The organism is Butyrivibrio fibrisolvens, assembly GCF_037113525.1.
Classification (GTDB): Bacteria; Bacillota; Clostridia; order Lachnospirales; family Lachnospiraceae; genus Butyrivibrio; species Butyrivibrio fibrisolvens.
Genome location: NZ_CP146963.1, coordinates 1,200,741 through 1,218,401 on the forward strand (window position 1 = coordinate 1,200,741; position 17,661 = coordinate 1,218,401).

At 38.5% G+C, this 17,661-nt stretch carries 14 protein-coding genes; 12 read left to right on the forward strand and 2 right to left on the reverse strand.

Going from position 1 to position 17,661, the window contains the following annotated elements; all coding sequences use genetic code 11:
• Nucleotides 1-30: 30 nt before the first annotated feature.
• The 4 genes from WAA20_RS04770 to WAA20_RS04785 all read left to right on the forward strand — a co-directional run bounded on the left by WAA20_RS04770 (nt 31) and on the right by WAA20_RS04785 (nt 4,601).
• A complete protein-coding gene (locus tag WAA20_RS04770; RefSeq protein WP_073387341.1) occupies nt 31-1,803 on the forward strand; it encodes a HAMP domain-containing sensor histidine kinase in 1,773 nt (590 codons plus the stop codon).
• On the forward strand, nt 1,804-3,441 hold the full coding sequence (locus WAA20_RS04775; RefSeq protein ID WP_338802329.1) for an HD domain-containing phosphohydrolase: 1,638 nt from the start codon (nt 1,804-1,806) through the stop codon (nt 3,439-3,441). It abuts the gene before it with no gap.
• A 416-nt stretch (nt 3,442-3,857) separates the two neighbouring features.
• Nucleotides 3,858-4,040 (forward strand): hypothetical protein, encoded by a 183-nt coding sequence (locus WAA20_RS04780; RefSeq protein ID WP_338802330.1) that lies wholly within the window; start codon nt 3,858-3,860, stop codon nt 4,038-4,040.
• Nucleotides 4,041-4,121: 81 nt separating this feature from the next.
• Nucleotides 4,122-4,601: a glycoside hydrolase family 3 C-terminal domain-containing protein gene (locus WAA20_RS04785; RefSeq protein ID WP_338802331.1), complete on the forward strand. Its 480-nt coding sequence runs from the start codon at nt 4,122-4,124 to the stop codon at nt 4,599-4,601.
• 323 nt (nt 4,602-4,924) lie between these two features.
• Here the strand turns inward: WAA20_RS04785 and WAA20_RS04790 are convergent, their stop codons facing one another.
• Nucleotides 4,925-5,311 (reverse strand): DUF6431 domain-containing protein, encoded by a 387-nt coding sequence (locus tag WAA20_RS04790; protein ID WP_338802333.1) that lies wholly within the window; start codon nt 5,309-5,311, stop codon nt 4,925-4,927.
• A 640-nt stretch (nt 5,312-5,951) separates the two neighbouring features.
• Between WAA20_RS04790 and WAA20_RS04795 the strand changes: the two genes are divergently transcribed.
• The 7 genes from WAA20_RS04795 (at nt 5,952) to WAA20_RS04825 (ending at nt 13,537) form a co-directional block, all read left to right on the forward strand.
• Nucleotides 5,952-6,827: an alpha-galactosidase gene (locus WAA20_RS04795; RefSeq protein ID WP_338802335.1), complete on the forward strand. Its 876-nt coding sequence runs from the start codon at nt 5,952-5,954 to the stop codon at nt 6,825-6,827.
• Nucleotides 6,828-6,910: 83 nt separating this feature from the next.
• The gene (locus tag WAA20_RS04800; RefSeq protein ID WP_338802336.1) at nt 6,911-7,765 is read left to right on the forward strand and encodes a hypothetical protein; all 855 of its coding nucleotides are present in this window, start codon (nt 6,911-6,913) and stop codon (nt 7,763-7,765) included.
• 262 nt (nt 7,766-8,027) lie between these two features.
• Nucleotides 8,028-9,281 (forward strand): hypothetical protein, encoded by a 1,254-nt coding sequence (locus WAA20_RS04805; protein ID WP_073387361.1) that lies wholly within the window; start codon nt 8,028-8,030, stop codon nt 9,279-9,281.
• 377 nt (nt 9,282-9,658) lie between these two features.
• The gene (locus WAA20_RS04810; protein WP_073387360.1) at nt 9,659-10,396 is read left to right on the forward strand and encodes a hypothetical protein; all 738 of its coding nucleotides are present in this window, start codon (nt 9,659-9,661) and stop codon (nt 10,394-10,396) included.
• Between the two features lie 15 nt (nt 10,397-10,411).
• On the forward strand, nt 10,412-10,837 hold the full coding sequence (locus WAA20_RS04815; protein WP_073387358.1) for a hypothetical protein: 426 nt from the start codon (nt 10,412-10,414) through the stop codon (nt 10,835-10,837).
• An 81-nt stretch (nt 10,838-10,918) separates the two neighbouring features.
• The gene (locus WAA20_RS04820) at nt 10,919-12,685 is read left to right on the forward strand and encodes a hypothetical protein (protein ID WP_073387357.1); all 1,767 of its coding nucleotides are present in this window, start codon (nt 10,919-10,921) and stop codon (nt 12,683-12,685) included.
• A gap of 210 nt (nt 12,686-12,895) precedes the next feature.
• The gene (locus WAA20_RS04825; RefSeq protein WP_073387355.1) at nt 12,896-13,537 is read left to right on the forward strand and encodes a metal-dependent hydrolase; all 642 of its coding nucleotides are present in this window, start codon (nt 12,896-12,898) and stop codon (nt 13,535-13,537) included.
• A 96-nt stretch (nt 13,538-13,633) separates the two neighbouring features.
• Here the strand turns inward: WAA20_RS04825 and WAA20_RS04830 are convergent, their stop codons facing one another.
• Nucleotides 13,634-15,232: a hypothetical protein gene (locus WAA20_RS04830; RefSeq protein WP_073387354.1), complete on the reverse strand. Its 1,599-nt coding sequence runs from the start codon at nt 15,230-15,232 to the stop codon at nt 13,634-13,636.
• 247 nt (nt 15,233-15,479) lie between these two features.
• Here WAA20_RS04830 and WAA20_RS04835 point away from each other — a divergent pair, with 247 nt between their 5' ends.
• The gene (locus WAA20_RS04835) at nt 15,480-17,591 is read left to right on the forward strand and encodes an HD domain-containing phosphohydrolase (protein ID WP_073387352.1); all 2,112 of its coding nucleotides are present in this window, start codon (nt 15,480-15,482) and stop codon (nt 17,589-17,591) included.
• The last annotated feature ends 70 nt before the right edge of the window (nt 17,592-17,661 follow it).

Here is a 17,661-nt window from a genome sequence, read left to right on the forward strand (position 1 = left end):
TTGCATACATTCAGCAGCAAGGATTCAAAAATGACCGATGAAATGTCTGACCAGACCTCTATGGACATCCACTTCAGAGGCAATAATACATCAAGCTGGATCAAGAGAGGGATGGATCTATATGGAATCATATCTGATGCCCGCATTTTTAACGGATCTACCAGCGCTATAAGTGACTGGAAGCTTAGGATCAATATCAAAGGGCCATGCTATCTTAACCAGTTCTGGAACGGAGATGTTGAAGTTCATCAGCACGTAGGAACAGATAAAGAGAAAATACAGACTCTTAACCTCGCCAATTATGCTGAAGACGAGATAGAGCTTGAACATTTTTTTGATGAGTCAGATCTGTTGATCCCTCTTGAAGAAGGCGACTACATAATCTATTATCCTGAAGAAAACATGCGTGAAGTCCCTGTTAAACCGGGAGATGAAACCGTAGTTGGCTTTATCTTATATTACGATAAGAGCGTAGATCTTTCTGATTACACTTTCTATTACTATTTCCACAGAAATTATTACGAAGGCCCTGTATTTTTGATAATAGGTCTGCTTCTTGTATGGGGATTTTTTACCCTTGGTATGTACATTACGGCATTATATGTCTACAAAAAGGCTGAGAGAGAACTCGAACTTCGTAAGTCAGGTCTTTCCAGTATGTCAGGCCTGTATACCATTATTTATATAGTAGATCTTTTGGAGGATACTATTATTCCTGTCAGCTATCCGGAAGGTATGGATAAGGACAGACCCAAGAACCTTGGAGCCAATGAACAGTTCAAGAATCTGTATAAGTTTGATGCAGCAGAGTCATATCTTGAACCTTTGCTTGAATTTGGTGATCTTACAACTCTCCCCGAGAGGATGAAAAACAGGAATAGTATATCTATTGAATATATCAGTAAAAATTTTGGCTGGAGCAGGATCAGATTTATCAATATGGATGCTGGTTCCGGAAGACCTGTTGAAAAGGTTCTTTTTACTGCTGAACAGATCAGTGAGGAAAAGAAAGAGATCGATAAGATCTTAAGGAAGGTTGAAAGAGCAGAATCAGAGAGCAGGGTTAAGAGTGCTTTTCTTGCAAACATTTCAAAGGAGATCAAGACTCCTATTACTGTTATGCTCAAATTGACCAATCTGATAGTTGAACGCAGCAATGATGACGATATCACTTCTTTTGCCAAGTCAGTCATCAGTTCCGGCAAAGTACTTATGGCTGAAGTTGACAGCGTGATCGACTATTCCAATCTGGAAGTAGGAAAGCTTGAACTTTCACCAGAGGAATACTCTTTAAGTGCGTTTCTTGATGAAATATATGAACTTATCTGGCCAAGAATGAAATATAAAGGGGTGGAGTACCAGACAGATATCACAGACACGATTCCGGATAAAATGAATGGAGATTCTGTCAGACTTAAGCAGATTCTTATTACACTGATCATGTATCTTATCAGCCGTAATAAGACTGGTGGATTACGCCTTGGTGTTTTTGGTAAGGTTGTTGATAAAGATAAGGTTCACCTTCTCATTTCTGTCAAGGAGATCGAGCCAAAGAACAGACCTGATGAAAGAATCAAGTTTTATCGCAAATATATGGAAGCTGATAATGGTGTTCCTAAGGAAAAAGAAAATGAGATCAGTATAGATCTTGTGGAAGGAATGCTTAAAGCTATGGGTTCAGAGCTGAATATTTCTGATACATACGACAATGGCAATGACTACTATTTTGAAATAGATCAGGAAATAGTTGATCGAAGTCCTATTGGGAAATATAGCGTTAGAGAAAGTGAGATAGACTGGTAAATGATTACGTCCTTTTATGGTATACTTCTTATCATTTCCGCGCTTGTAGTTATTTTTATGGCGCAGAAAAATTATGAGAATATTGATATTTACTATTGGACTCTTGTGATACTGGTTCCTGTCGTAATACTTGGATACTGGCTTAAGACGAGGGTTACAACTGTTGAAGGGGCAAAAATATGCTTCTGCTTTTTGTACCTTGATAGTACAGTTCTTTTGACAGTTGTTATATTCAATATAATGCGATTTGTTGGTCTGACAGTAAAATCATGGATGAAGATACTGGCTTATGGAACGGCTTTTCTTCACTTGTTTGGCATATGGCTTTGCTTAAACAATGATCTGTATTATAAGAACATTACCCTGATCGACACTGGAATGGGTACAGCGACCAAAATGGTCAACGGTCCTTTAAAGATCATTCACTGGATCTATCTTTTGTTCATGCTTGGAATTATGCTGGCGCTCATGATCGTTGCAGTTGTCAAAAAAGGTACATACTCAAGAAGAACCCTTGCACTTTTTTCACTTTTGACGGGACTTGGAATTGCTATTTATATAGTTGAAGCGGTCCTTGATGTTGATTTTTCCAATCTTCCGGCCCTTTATGCAACTGCAGATATTTTGATAGCATTTAATTATGACCATGCGCATACCCATGACATAGCATGTCTTATATCTGAACAGCAGAAGTATCATGGAACCAAGGGTTATGCCGCTTTTGACCTTGATAAAAACTTTCTTAGCTGCAACAACAAGATCTATGATTTTCTTCCAGAACTGAAAAAACAGATAGTTGATGACAAGCTTCCTGAAGAAAGCGAGCTTAGATCGATCTTTTACAGTCTGATAGATGATTACAGAAGAGATATAAGGAATATCAAAAAGTTCAACTGCGGCGGCAAGATCTGCCAGTGTGAGATCTCCGAATTTTCCATAAGAAAAGATGGTAAGATCCAGGGGTATCTTTTTGATATAGGAGACGTTACTGAAGAAGAGAAGGTTCTTCAGGTCATGAAGGACTATAACAATACACTCAATAAGGAAGTTGACCAGAAGACTGAGAATATCAAGAGTATTCAGGAAAAGGTTGTTCTTGGTCTTGCCAACATGGTGGAGAACCGAGACAACAATACAGGTGGTCACGTTAAAAGAACCAGTGACCTTATCAAGATAGTTGTTAATGAAGCCAAGAAACAGGGCACATATCATATTTCAGAGCAATTTGCAGAAGATGTTGTCAGAGCTGCACCTATGCATGACATCGGAAAGATCACTATTGAAAACTCGATTTTATGTAAGCCCGGAGATCTGACAAGAGAAGAGTTCAATATCATGAAGACTCATTCCATCAAGAGTGGCGAGTTCGTTAACCTCATTTTAAAAGGAGTTGAGGAAAAACATTTCGTAGATGTTGCTTACAATGTAGCCAGATATCATCACGAAAGATGGGATGGAAGAGGATATCCTGAGGGACTTGTAGGTGAGATGATCCCACTTGAAGCAAGACTCATGGCTATTGCCGATGTATATGATGCACTTGTCAGCCAGAGGTACTACAAGAAAGCTATCAAATATGAGGAAGCTGCAAGGATCATGATCGAAGGTATGGAAGTCAGTTTGATCCTAATATGCTGAGTGTATTTGTAGGATGCAGGCGTGAACTTGAAGAGTATTATATGCATTTGCAGAATGATGAGCACAGCGCTCATGATGAAAAGCTCCTGATCAGCTGATTAAAAGTTTTGATACAGATCTTTAAACAAAAAGAATGAAAAGAAATTAAAGCCAAGCGCAACTTATGGATTATTTCAATAGTCCGTGAGATAAGCGCTTGGCTTTATATATTCCATGTGAATTGTAAAATTTGTAAAATTTGTGGGGATTTTTTAAAAATTCTGGAAATTGAAAATTCTAGGAATTGAAAATTCTAGAATTTTCAATTCCCCTTTACAATCTTTCATTTTGTGTGCGATAATCTTTTTATCAAAACGGGACACGTGTTCCGTTATAAAAACAGAGAAATTGTTTGAAACGCAGGAGGTTACTGTAATATGGGGAAATTATACGCGCTTACTTCTGATGAAGTTACAGCTTTAGAGAAGGAGAATCAGGAACTTGTAAGATCACTTGCCGGAGAATGCATGGTCGTTCTTGAAAATGATGGAACACTTCCTCTTAAGAAAGGAGGAAAGAACAGTTGCATTATACGGAAGCGGTGCAAGACACACAGTTAAGGGTGGTACAGGATCAGGAGATGTTAACCAAGAGAAGTTATCAATATCTATGAAGGTCTTAAGGCTGAAGGCTTTGATGTTGTGTCAGAAGACTGGCTTGATGAATATGACAAGATACTTTCAGATGCTGAAAGTAAGTACATGGATGATGTTAACAAAAAGGCGCAGGAGAAGCATGTTCCGCCTATCATGATCATGTTCTCCACACCATTCGTAAGTCCTGATGAGAATCTTATAACAGATGTTAAGGATACAGACGTTGCTATATATGTTATCAGCCGAAATTCAGGTGAAGGTGCTGACAGATTCAATGTTAAAAAGGACTACGAGCTTGATGATGCAGAGATTGCCAATATTAAGTTCCTTGCAGAAAACTATAAAAAGACAATCGTCCTTCTTAATACAGGCGCAGTGATCGATACTAAGCCTCTCAGAAATACAGAGGGAATAAACGCAGTTATGATAGTAGGCCAGATGGGTAACATCGGCGGTAATATCGTTGCTGATGTTCTTACAGGTAAGTCTGTTCCTTCAGGTAAGCTTACTGATACATGGAGCTAAAACTCCCTTGGCTGAGGCGTCATTAAAGAAAGCCGTAAGGGATGAGTAGTCTTCCCAGAGACCTGAAATGATTGGAGAGATAACAGAGTATCTCATAAGAGCAATGTTTTGTTGTTTTTTCCTGATCCATGGCGGATCCTCCTTTCGTTTTTTCTTAAGTATATGGAGGATCAGGAGAGAGTTCGTGCCAGGTTATGTGGTATTTAAGAAAAGGATATTTGGAGTACATTTAATCTGCATGAACTGACGCTTGAAGTATTGAAAACAGCTGCTTATAAGGCTTTTGCTATCAACAGAAATACGTTCGGAGATAAGCCGTTGTTTCAGTGCTTCAGGTACATCCCGATGATGTATCTAAAGTTGCTCTCGTCAAAAGACAGAGCTGAGGAAAGAGTGATGCTTGAAAGCGTCTCTTTTTCATGAGCTGTGATTATCTGAAGGTGATCCTGGAATGATATCTGGGAATAAGGAACCATTGATGACAGAAGGATAGCGTGAGTGCGTCCACACTGATCGCATTTCACACGGCAGATCCTGAACATTACTTTTCCATCCTCGGTTTTAACATATCTGTTGTAATAACCATGGACGGATAGGCAGCCTGACTGACCACAAGGGCATTTGAGCTGATGGAACTGGAGATTGTTTAGGACAGAGTTGTAGAAACATGGTGTAATCGGATTGTTTTCTTCGACGTAAAGGGTTATCATTGTCTTGCATGTTTTCGTACACTTCTGTGTACGGAGTTGCTAAGGCAGGATACCAAACTTTGGTCGGGGAGGGATCCTGCCTTTTATTGTCAGTAACTTTCCCATGATAACACAAAAGGCATGGCATTAAATAATCTGGCGTATTATGCACCAGAATAAATAAGTCCACACCTTTAAATAAAGTGATTCAAAAACAGAATTTAGAACGCAGGTAAAGTAACAAACAACATTTTACTGGTATAGTGTGCGTACTGATTGTAGTGGTTTGTGTTACCTTCTTTAAGAAAAAGAAGCTCTTGTAAAGTAATCCATTTGTGAAAAGGTGTAAAAATAATCAGATGATTGTATTTAGTATTTGTATTTAAGAAACTACGCAAAAGTCACATATTCACATTGTCTTTCAAAAATGGCGCCGGAAATGTGGAAACCGGCGCTATTTTTTATGGTAATAATTGGGAAGATAATAGCACAGCGTGACATTGTTTTAAGGCTTTATATATTGGAAAATGATTTTGTTATACGTACATGGAAGTTAGAGTGAACTCCTAACTTCTAAACATGTACTGAGTTACGGAACGTAACTCTATACATCCTGTATCCCGTACATAGAAGCGAATATAGAGATCAGAAAGGACATAAAATGGCTACAGACAAGATCACCCGAACATCAAGACAGCATCCGCAGGAAATTGGTAGTAAAGAATACAGATATGACTCTTTTAACAATAACACCCCATTTGAAGGCAAAAAGAAAAGGCTACCTGCCATGGGCTGGAACAGCTGGAATGCATTTGGAAGTGGCAATACAGAAGCCCTGACCAAGGCTATGGCAGATAAATTCATAGAACTTGAACTGGACAAGGCAGGATATGAGTATCTTGTTCTTGATGATGGTTGTTATAACTCTGAAAGAGTAGATGGAAAGCTGACTAATGAGCCGCTTAAGTTCCCCAGTGGATTTAAGGCTCTGGCAGATTATATACATGAAAGAGGCCTTAAGTTTGGAATGTACAATGACATAGGAACCAACCTATGCGCAGGATCAGCAGTTGGTACCTGCGGATTTGAAGATGTAGACGCTGTAAGCTATACAGACTGGGATATAGATTTCCTTAAGGTAGATAACTGCTACTATCTGTGGGATAATGCAACTTTTTCTGCAGGAGAGAATGCAAGATTTACATATGCTCCAAGCATTAAGGAAGTTAAGCTTGTAGGTGCAGATGGAAAAGAGCTTGTACTTAATGCTGTAGCAGACGGAGTTGTTACAGGAAGACATGCTGTAGTAAAAGAAAACTATGTTACTAATATAGGTACTTTTGATGGAACTAATATAGGTAACACACCTGTTGGTGACCAGAGTAGTGAGCTTACATTTGATCTTAAAAACGCCTCTGAAGGCACCTATAAGCTGTATGTAACCTATGCTACAGGTAAAGAAGCAGGTGTAGGCCAGTGGCTTCAGGTTGCTGTATCAGATGGAAGTAATTTAGACTTCTTTTTGACAACCTTGTAGAAAGCACTGAAGGTACAGAAGACTTTAAGGAAAACTATGTATGTGATGTAACTGTAAAAAGCGGTGATACAGTTCTTAGACTTATGAATCACAGACGTCAGGAAAATACACTTTGCTCCTATGCTGCAATGTACAACTCCTTAAAAGAAGCTGATCCTAACAAGGATATACTCCTTTCAATCTGCGAATGGGGTAAGACAATGCCTGGCGACTGGGGATACAAAGTAGGAGATTCCTGGAGAATCTTAAACGACATCACCTTCCAGGTAGGAAGAGACGGGGACCCTGGAAGAGGATACTGGGAAGCAGACGGAACCTGCAGCATAACCTCACAGTATGATAAATGCGTTATTATGGACGAGTTCGCAAGCCCTGAAAGAGGTTGGAACGACCCGGATATGATGGTTATTGGAATGGGAGATGTAGATGAAACTATGGCTAAGACTCATTTTGCCATGTGGTCTATGATGAACTCACCTCTTATGCTTGGCATGGACCTTAGAAAAGTTGAAAAGGGCGACTATATCTGGAACATAATAACCAACAAAGATATCATTGCCTTAAATCAGGATAAGCTCGGAGTTCAGGCTAAGAGAGTATGGTCTAGCCTTGCCGATAAGGATGCTGATAAGGTATACCTCATGGATCATAACAGAGTAGATATCCTCGCTAAGCCTCTTGAAAATGGTGATATCGCAGTAACATTTATTAACCTTGCTGGAGAAGATGTTACTAATAAGATAGAAATCAGTCTTGATAATATACTTGAGTATATTGAAAACAAGATGGCAGATGCTGAAAGCTTTAAAGGCGCACAGACTTATCAGATCAAAGACCTCTGGACAGGAGAAGAGAGAAGCCTTTCAGGTAAGGTTATTGCTGTAGATGAGCTTAAGGCTCATGACAACGTGACTTTTAGAGTATCTCCAATTAGATAACTTCTTGAACTAGATTACAGAAACGAATAATTACTGCGTTTTTGGTAATGCTGAATATTGCTATAGCATTAAAGCCCTTCGGTCAAAACGAAGGGCTTTGTTTACGGCAATAAAAATTTTGCTGAGCCAAAAATGCTTTTTATCGGGTAAAACAAGCTTTTTGTCAGATTTTGTAGAGTAGGGATTTACATATAGATACAATATACAATATACATTAGTTAACTAGGCTGTTTTGGGAAAAGCAGCCATTTGGGAGAATGATATGAAGAAAAAGGTTATTGCATTATTCTTAGCAGCTACATGCGTGATGGGCGGTTGTGGCAATCTGGATCTGGGTCTTAAAGAAGAGTCTTCTGAAGATAATACATCAGACGTATCTGAAGTGAGTAATGAATCAGATACGTCAAAAGATGATGCAGAAGATGAAGCCAAAGAAAGCGATATAGAAGCTTCAAATGAAGATGAGGAAGATACCAAAGCTGTCGAAACTGATGATACTGATGAAGCAATGGAAGATAGTATCCAAGTTGATTATAGAGTCATCTATTTATACGAAGAGGAGGTTGATTCTGTACCGGTAAGCATTGTTAAGACAGGTGCTTTCGACGATGGAGACGTATACTCTTACGATATAGTTTATGATGAGGATGTCATCGTCGATTATCACGGGGATCTCGACAGATTACACATAGGAACGTTCCTGTTCAAGGAAGATGAGATTTATCTGATCACGGATACTAGAGATAATCATAAGGAACAGGATTTTTATGATTATGGAGTATTAGTTTATTCGGAAGAAGATTATAGCGATGAAAGATCTGGTTATAAAATAAAGCTTCATAATGATGGCTATCTTTGCAGATGCAGCTACTACGATACAATAAGTGAGTCAGGGGGAACAGGTTATTATGCAGAGTATGTCTTTGACAGCGATAAGGTGCTTACTTACTATAGATCCGGATATGGAGCAGAAGCTGAGCCTATTGAGATAACTACAAATACGTATGAGGATATTGAAAATTTACTTTCCAAGGCTAATGAGTCTGAACTTACCAAAGAAGACGTTACTATAACCTACAATGGCTTTGATATTGGCCCTGATACAAGCTATCAGGAAATAATTAATGCACTATCTTATCCTGAAAACTTTGAGGATACCAATAATGGCTTTATTTCAGCACAAGAGGGATATAGATGGCAGCTTGCTTATCCTGATGCTTTAGATTATAGCAGCGATTATGAAGTTAGAATTGTATGTGTAAGCCCGTCAATGGAATTTGAAGGCTCGGACACATATATGGATTTTATTTATTTGGGGATACCGACCAGAAGAGATATTTCAGAATATGATTCAATCTACAGTGTGATAGATGCATATGGAGCACCTGATGATATTAGAGAGGGATCCTGGTCAGGATACACTGACATAGTTTATGAATTTGAAGGCCATGAACTTACGTTTACAGTTGCGGAAGACAACACCATTGTGTTTATTAAAATTGATTTTGCTGGCTGATTGGGGCTAAAGCCGTGATCGCTGATGGGGAGTATATGAAGAAAGTTAAATTGATATTATGTTTTAAAGAGGGAAAATGAAATATGAAAACATTAAAGAAAGCAGTAAAATCTATCATTGATAATTTGCTCCTTTTCACAGTGATCGCTGGCATCGTCTTTTATTTTTCTTCCCTCATTTTACATGAATTCGGTCTGCAATATAGATTTGGGATCAAAAGGATGGCTATAATTCTTTTTGTCTTATTCGCATTTTTGGGGATGATTCAGGTTATTTACCATTTAAAAAGACTTCGAAGTCGCATATTATTAACAGTTGCCACTATAGTTACCATTATCGGATTATTTCCCTTTTGGATGTTTTGGGGAATTGCGTATATGGATACTACGGAAGAAATCGTTGTGAGAAATGATAAGACGATGGTAGCAAGAGATGAATCAGAATTGTTCGGAGGCCCATCCATATTTTACTATGAATATGATAATGCCATAGTTTGTGGCAAGGAAGCTGTTTATAAAGAAAATCATAATATAGGTAATCCATTTAATCCAAAAGATTATTATTTGCTTGCGTGCAAATCAAAAGAAGGCAATCTGGAAAATATAAATCGATACACCTGGAATTGTTTTTTTACTATCTTTTCTGAAAAGTATGAATACCAGGTGCAGGAGTTTTTTGATGAAAAGGTCAAGACAGTTGATGTGAAGCTTTCGCTGCTTGATGCTTGCGATGAGTACAGTATTTACTCGATGGACATAAGTTATGACGATGTTTCTGAAAGATACTTAAATGGATCTATAGACAGATATAATATCGGTAAGTTCATGATATACGATGATAGTATATATCTTTTGTATGATTATCAGGGTGACACGGCTCCTTCAAAAGATGATTTCCTGGAAAAAGGAATAAGATTTGAAGGCGGCGAAGATCATGAAAGAAACATTGATGGAATCATAGTTACCTATGATTACTGTGGCGAATGGACTATAAATGACACAAGAGAGCAGATGGATTATCACGCAGAATATGAATGGTCATACCACGAAGGCCTTACCTATTTCAGATCCTGGTATGGCGATGATAATGCTGTAATTGAGATTTCAAGGAATTGAAAGATAAGGAAAAATATGAACGTTACAGTTAGAGAATTTACTCTTTCCATTATGAAAGATGATCACGTTGGTGGAGAGACAATGCCAGACGATGAACTTTTTAAAGAAGCCTATAAAATGCAGGTAATAGACAACCAGGATTATCTCCATCCTGACGATTACATTACAAGAAAGGCAGCAGCTAGAATAATACATCACACGCTTCTATATCTTTTGGATGAATTAGATGTAAGTGATATACGGCCTGCAAATGTACTTGTAGACCTTTATGACTGCAGAACCTGTGTCCTTCACATTGCACAGGTTTATTGTAAAGGAATAATGGGATCCAGGAAGATTATGGATGATACTTCTGGCAAGACATATGAAATCTTTGATATGAACTCCGGAATCGAACATGAAGAAATGAATCTGATATTATCCAAAATTTGGGAAAGATAGCCTGATATTTTTGAAAATGATCAGGAGTATATCAAGGAGTTTTGGTTGTAAGAACCAGGATGATAAGGGGAGAGAATTGGCATGAAAAAAAGATTAGTAGCACTGCTATTAATATCAGCTACCATTATGTCTGCATGTAGCGATAAAGATAATAAAGACGATAATAGCCAGGCGAATAAGCCAAATGAAGCTGTAACTGAAAGCGGTAAGACAGACAATAGTGAATCAGATAGTAGCTCAGACGATGAGTCTGACGCAGAATATGCATCACAGGTACAGACCCTTTATGACAACAGGCAGACCTGGGAATTTGCAGATGGATGTTATAAGATTCCCGGTGGCGATACAATTGACTTCGATGAATATGGATATGCTGTAACAGACCTTGATAATGACGGCAATATTGAGATTTTCGCATCAGGATTTGCCGGAAGCGGCAGATTTTCTACAAGCCTTGTCTATGAATATGACGATGAAAAAGGCGTTATCATGTGGGATACCTCAAATCTTGCCTATGATGATTCGGAACCGGATTTCATCACAAAAATTTTGACAAATGATCCTAAACTTGACGGTAAATTACTATTAGCTGGCTTTGAATCAGAAGATAATGATGGCCTGTATCTTGCCGCTGATTACGAAGTATACGGAGCTACAGGCGGTAAAACCAGTTATCTTAAGCTATCTGTAAATGATAATGCCATTACTTCAGAGCTTATTTCTTCTGAAACTACTGAATATACAACTGTGAAGTATGCAGATGAAGATGGAAATGATGTTTCCTTCGATTCTTTTACCGGACTTATCAGAATGGCATTCTATAACTGTGATGAGAGTTTTAAATCTAGTAATATATTCAAAGAAGTGACCCTCGATATTATTCAGGATTCATACGATTCTATTGCGGATGAAACTAGTCTTCATCTGGAAGAGTTAATACCTGAAAACTCTGCTTCAGAGTTAAACGAAACTGTATCGGACAACATCGAAATAACCGTAAATGATTCTTTGCTCGATTATAGTGATATTGATGAAGAATCCAGGCAGCTTTACAGAGACTTCTTGGAAGGAAAAGCTACAGCTATCTATAAGGATCCGGAATCTGATACTTCTGAAAATAAGATTTTCAAAAGCGCCTTGAAACAAGGAAACAGCTATTCTTTTGATGAGTTAAAAGAAGTATATTTAAATGAAAATGATTACTCAGAATATGTAAAAACAACTTGCACATATATAGATTGTGGTCTTGACGGAGAATATGAGCTTTTCGTTCAAAACGAATATTCCATGTATTGTTTTACTAAATATGTTCTCAAAAACATAGATGGCGAGCTATATATATGCTTTACTGGAGATTCCAGAGAGCATAAATGGAATGAAATGCTTGAAAATGGCTACTACAGCTATACCTGGAATATAGACGGATTAAACCATTGGGGAAGCTGCTATTACATAGATGCCAACGGTGATTGTCATTACCTTTATTCGCAAGGTTTTGGTGGATGCAGCAGAAGCTACGGAGATGAAACACTAATAGTAAGCCTCCCCGATGATGTTTACGGGGAGTTTGATGAAATTGGAAACATCGAATATTCAACATATTCCTTCTCTGATAGCTATTCTGCGCCTCATTACATGTATGACCTTATTTTGTTTGATCCAGATGGCGAAGAAATTGAAAGAAACGATGAATCGGAAGATTTATATAACCGAGTTGAAGAACTGTACGAAGCATGTAGCAATACAATTGTGTCAGAAGAAGAGGCTGAAGAATCAATGAGAAACGCTAGACAGGCAGTAGGTTTAACAGATGAAATCTATGAAGCTGAAGTCGGCTACTATGAATAAATAATACTAATTATCTAAATTGTGACCGAGGTCAAAGCAAAAGGAAAAGAAGCGATGTGTTATATAACAAGTCGCTTCTTTTTTTAGTGATCATTTGATAGAATGGTGAAGCTGACGCCATTATCGCTCAGATTCTTCAATCTGGCACAAATAAGACATAAAGCATAATCGTGTATAGACATCATGATAATAGCACAAGGAGGCACAAATATGCTTGGAAGAACACATTTTTTTGTAGGAATAGCTACTGCACTTATAGCCTTAAGACCGGAATCATTACCTGTTGTAGTAGCAGGAACCGGAGCTGCAGCTATAGGAGGAGTAATAAGTGACATTGATTCAGGAACATCTACAGCCCATAAGGAAGCTGACAAGATAGTTGTAGCGGCTTCACTGGCTTTGGGAGCTGTGATCATAATAGAGTACAATTTTCATATTGGTATATACAGAAGACTTCTTGCTGATAGTAACCTCTATCGGATCATGACAGGGAGCCTCGCTTTTATTTTGCTATGTGTATTTGGGATGAGGCAGCCTCACAGATCATTTATGCATTCGCTACTTGCACTTTTTTTATTATCATCATGTGTAGGAATAATATTCCCTGAAGTAACGCCGTATTTCACAATTGGCTATGCATCACATCTGATAATAGATCTTCTTAACAGAAAGCGTGAAAAGATATTCTGGCCCATGAAAAAAGGATATAGCTTCAACCTTTGCTCATCCAAAGGGTATGTAAATAAGATGATGATGATTGCCGGAATATTAATATCAGTGATATACATTTCAACACTTCCATATGTGCAGGAGGCGTATGCTGCCATGCTGGCTGTATTGGGGTTGAACTAGTGCGCTTCATTTTGTTACCCGAAAACGTAGAGAGCCCCGTCCTCGCCCCAAATGAATAGGGGCGAGGACGGGGCGGCATTACCTTCCGGGTAACCCTTACCTTCTAAACTGTGAGATGAACTCCCATGCATGCTCGCATGTGTGCTGGCGGCACTCATGCTGCTGACCACTGATACTTGCAAAAGCTGTGCGGCATACACCGTCTTCACTATCGAAGTAGCGGATAGTCAGATCGCTATCCCTTGTATCATCGTGGAATACTTCTACGCGGTCACCCTTCTTGCCATAAATCTTGTCTTCCCAGCTGTCTTTCTTATCAAAGTCGACATCCTCGAAAGTCTCCTTGCACTTATTGACCTTAGCTGCATACTGAACTCTTTCAATACACTGCTTAGCCTGGCATGGAAGCTCAGGAAGAGGAGATTCTTCTCCGCCTGAATAGAAAAGCGGAACAGAAACTGTTGTATTGATCCTGTCTCCGATATCCTCGAAGAAGAGATTCTGTCCTTTTGGGAAGAGAGCACTTGCAGGCATAAGACCGGCAAATACATCAGGATATTCCTGGAACATATCCCATGACTTTCCGCTTCCCATTGAGAATCCTGTGCCATAGATACGGTGCTCATCGATAGGGTATCTCTTTTTAAGGCCTTCGATGAACTCGATAACCTCTGTTGCAGATACAGCAAGATGATTGTCGATAGCTACGTACAGGAAGCCGTATTTATGAGCAACCTCATACCATCCTGATACGAATGTCAGGAACATAGCTGTATCTCCGCCGCCATGGAAGCCAAGTACAAGCGGTACTTTGGATCCGTCCATGATCTCTTTGTTGTACCATGCAAAATAACCGATCTTGTGCTCAGTAGTATCCTTGTAAATACCCCTGTTATCAGTAGATGTCTTAACTGTGATAACTCCAACATCTTCATTCATGCCAAGTTCTTCAAAATCAGGCTCGATCTGCATATTGCCGCACCATCTCTTGAACTTTTTGACAAAAGAGTTAAAGTCCTTTTCATATTCAGCGCTGTCCTTAACAAGAAGATATTCGCAGCCCTTGAAAGCATTGTTAACTTCTGCAGAATTACCAACGCTAAGAATCGCAATGTCTTTTCTTGAAACTTCAGGAACTACGCTAAGTCTCTCCATAGAGCACATGGAAGGTGTGATCTCGCCAGGTCCCCAGAGATACTGACCATCAGTAGTCTTCAAAAGATTTTTGGCCACATAATCAGCGGACTTTCCATAGCTGTAGATATCAGCTCTGAAGATGGCGCCTCTTATGTAGTAGCCCATAAACTGCTTGCTGATAAAATCATCCCATTCAACGATGCCATCCTCATAAACAGGATACATCTTTACATAAGAGATAACTTCCTTATAAAGCTCATCTGTAGCATTGTCCCAGCCGCCTTCGCAGGTAGGATATATGAAGAGTACGCTTGTATCATACTTTGCAGCGATCTTTTCAAGTCCGCTTTCTTTTGCAAATGCGACAGCATCTTCCTTAGTTCTTTTGTCTTCTTCAAATATCAGAAGAAGAGGTGCTCTGAAAGTATAGTCGTTAGCTTTGCTATCGATATCATTTACAGGCACATAAGCCGTTAAGTGATAGTTTTCGAATTCATGTTCCCAATATTTACCGCCATCAGACAGTGTCTCGACAACGGGTCTTTCTTTTAATCCCATTTTTGCTAACCTCCCATAAGATGATTCTAAATTCAATATAAACCAGATACTGACTGCAATCTTATTATTTAATGACAATAATTTCTTATTTTTTGCGTCTTTATTTAACCCCTTAAAATAAATCAAAAATATAATTTAGAACTGAAAATTATTATGTATATGTCGATATACAATTTGTAGGTATTTGTTCAGGGGTTTTTAAACATATTTTGCAGGGAAAAAATAAGCTGTTTCATGGGTCATACTTATGAAAAATCGCGATAAAAACGGATGGATCATCGGAATAATGGTATTTATCATTACTATTATTCTAAACCTGCTTCTTGGGTTTATATGTATAAAGATAGGGCTTCCGCCACTTTTAGCTATAGCAGGATCGATGGCTATAGCTATTTTGGCTGGGTATATGCCGGCTGTATGGGTTGTTCTTATAAGCAATCTGATCTTAAGCTATTTTATAAATGATTTTCTTAATTATTCTCTTATTAATATTCTTATCATCATTGTTACGGCGTATTATGCCCAAAAGGGACATTTTAAGAAGCTGTCTAAAATTCTAAGCTATATCATTCTGACATCTTTGATCAGCGCAGTCGTAAGTACACTTATCGTTATAGAGACCGGCGGAGTAGATGAAACTGTGCTTGAGAGTAACATTATCGTAAACGATGTTACACCTTCCCCTTTGGGAATGCTTGCCATATCATCGCTTATCATCCTCGTGACTGCGATTCCTTCACAGGTAATATGTCTTTTGCTTTCTTTTCTCATAGTTAAAATATTGCCTGATAATATCAAAGATATCCTGAAGAAATTTGGATGGCTCCAAAAGCCCATAGACGATGATGAGCTTGAGCGTCTTGAGAAGACAAAGACCAGGATTATATCCACAAAAACAGTATTTATCATAGCTATTATTTCAACATGTCTTACAGTTCTTTTGTTTGTAGCAGCAATTGGAACACGTCTTTTTATCAATCACACCAAGCAGGAGCATGAAAAAATTGCTGTTGGCGTATCGGAAATGATAGCAGGGATCGTTAATGGAAACAGGATAGACGAGTATATTGCAAGCGGAGGCCAGGGGCCGGAATATGAAAAGATAGTAGCAGAGCTTGAAGCCATCCGAGATGTTTCTAATGATATAGAATACGTCTATGTTTACAAGATATTGCCGGATGGATGCCATGTGGTTTTTGACCTTGATACAGATGAAGTGGAAGCAGCAGATGTTGGTGAAGTTGTCCCATTTGACCCGACTTTTGAAAAGTATGTTCCAACTCTTTTAGAAGGAGGTGAAATTGAGACCTTTGTTTCCGATGATTATTATGGCTGGCTATTAACATCTTATACACCTGTTCATAATTCGCTTGGCGAAACTGTATGCTATGCAGGATGCGATATTTCTATGGAATATCTGTCAAGCTATACAAGACAGTTCTTTATACGCCTTTTGATCATGTGCATTGGAATCATCATAGTCATCATAGTTACAGGTCTTTGGATAGCTAAGTTCAGGATCATCTATCCTGTTAAATCCATGGTGGAACGTGCCAGATTCTTTAATTATGATAGCGAAGAAGCCAGAAAGACTAACGTTGAACTTCTTGAAGATCTGGAGATTTGCACAGGCGATGAGATCGAAAGACTCTATAATTCTTTTTTACAGGTCACTAAAGACAGTATGAAGAGCTTTAGTACCATGCAGCAAAAGTCAGATTACATTGAGAAGGTCCAGACTAATCTCATCGTCATCCTTGCAGATATGGTTGAAAACAGGGATGAATCAACTGGTGATCATATCAAAAAGACATCCATGTATACGCTTATAATCATGAGACAGATGAAAAAAGAGGGGATGCATACACGCATTCTTACAGATGAATTTATAGATAATGTATATAAGTCAGCACCTCTTCATGATATAGGAAAGATAAGAATTACTGATTCAATACTTAATAAACCTGGAAAACTTACTCCTGAAGAATTTGAGATCATGAAGCTTCACTCGGCTTATGGCGGCGAGATCATAAATAAGCTTATAGAGTCGCTTACTCAGGCAAGTTACCTTGAGGTTGCAAGGGATATAGCTCTATATCATCACGAAAGATGGGATGGCACAGGATATCCGGAAGGCCTTAAAGGAGAAGATATACCACTTTCTGCAAGGATAATGGCTGTTGCGGATGTATTTGATGCTCTTATCTCTGAAAGAGTATATAAAAAGGCATTTACCTTTGAAAAAGCTGTGGAGATCATTCAGGAAGAGTCAGGAACACATTTTGATCCGGATGTTGTAAAAGCTTTTATAGATGCTATAGATGAAGTGAGAGAAACCGCGAAACTTCAGAAACGATAGAATACGTAGGATGATGGTATATGAATAAAGCTGTCATAAAAAACAGGTTAAAAGTTCTGGCTATAATCAT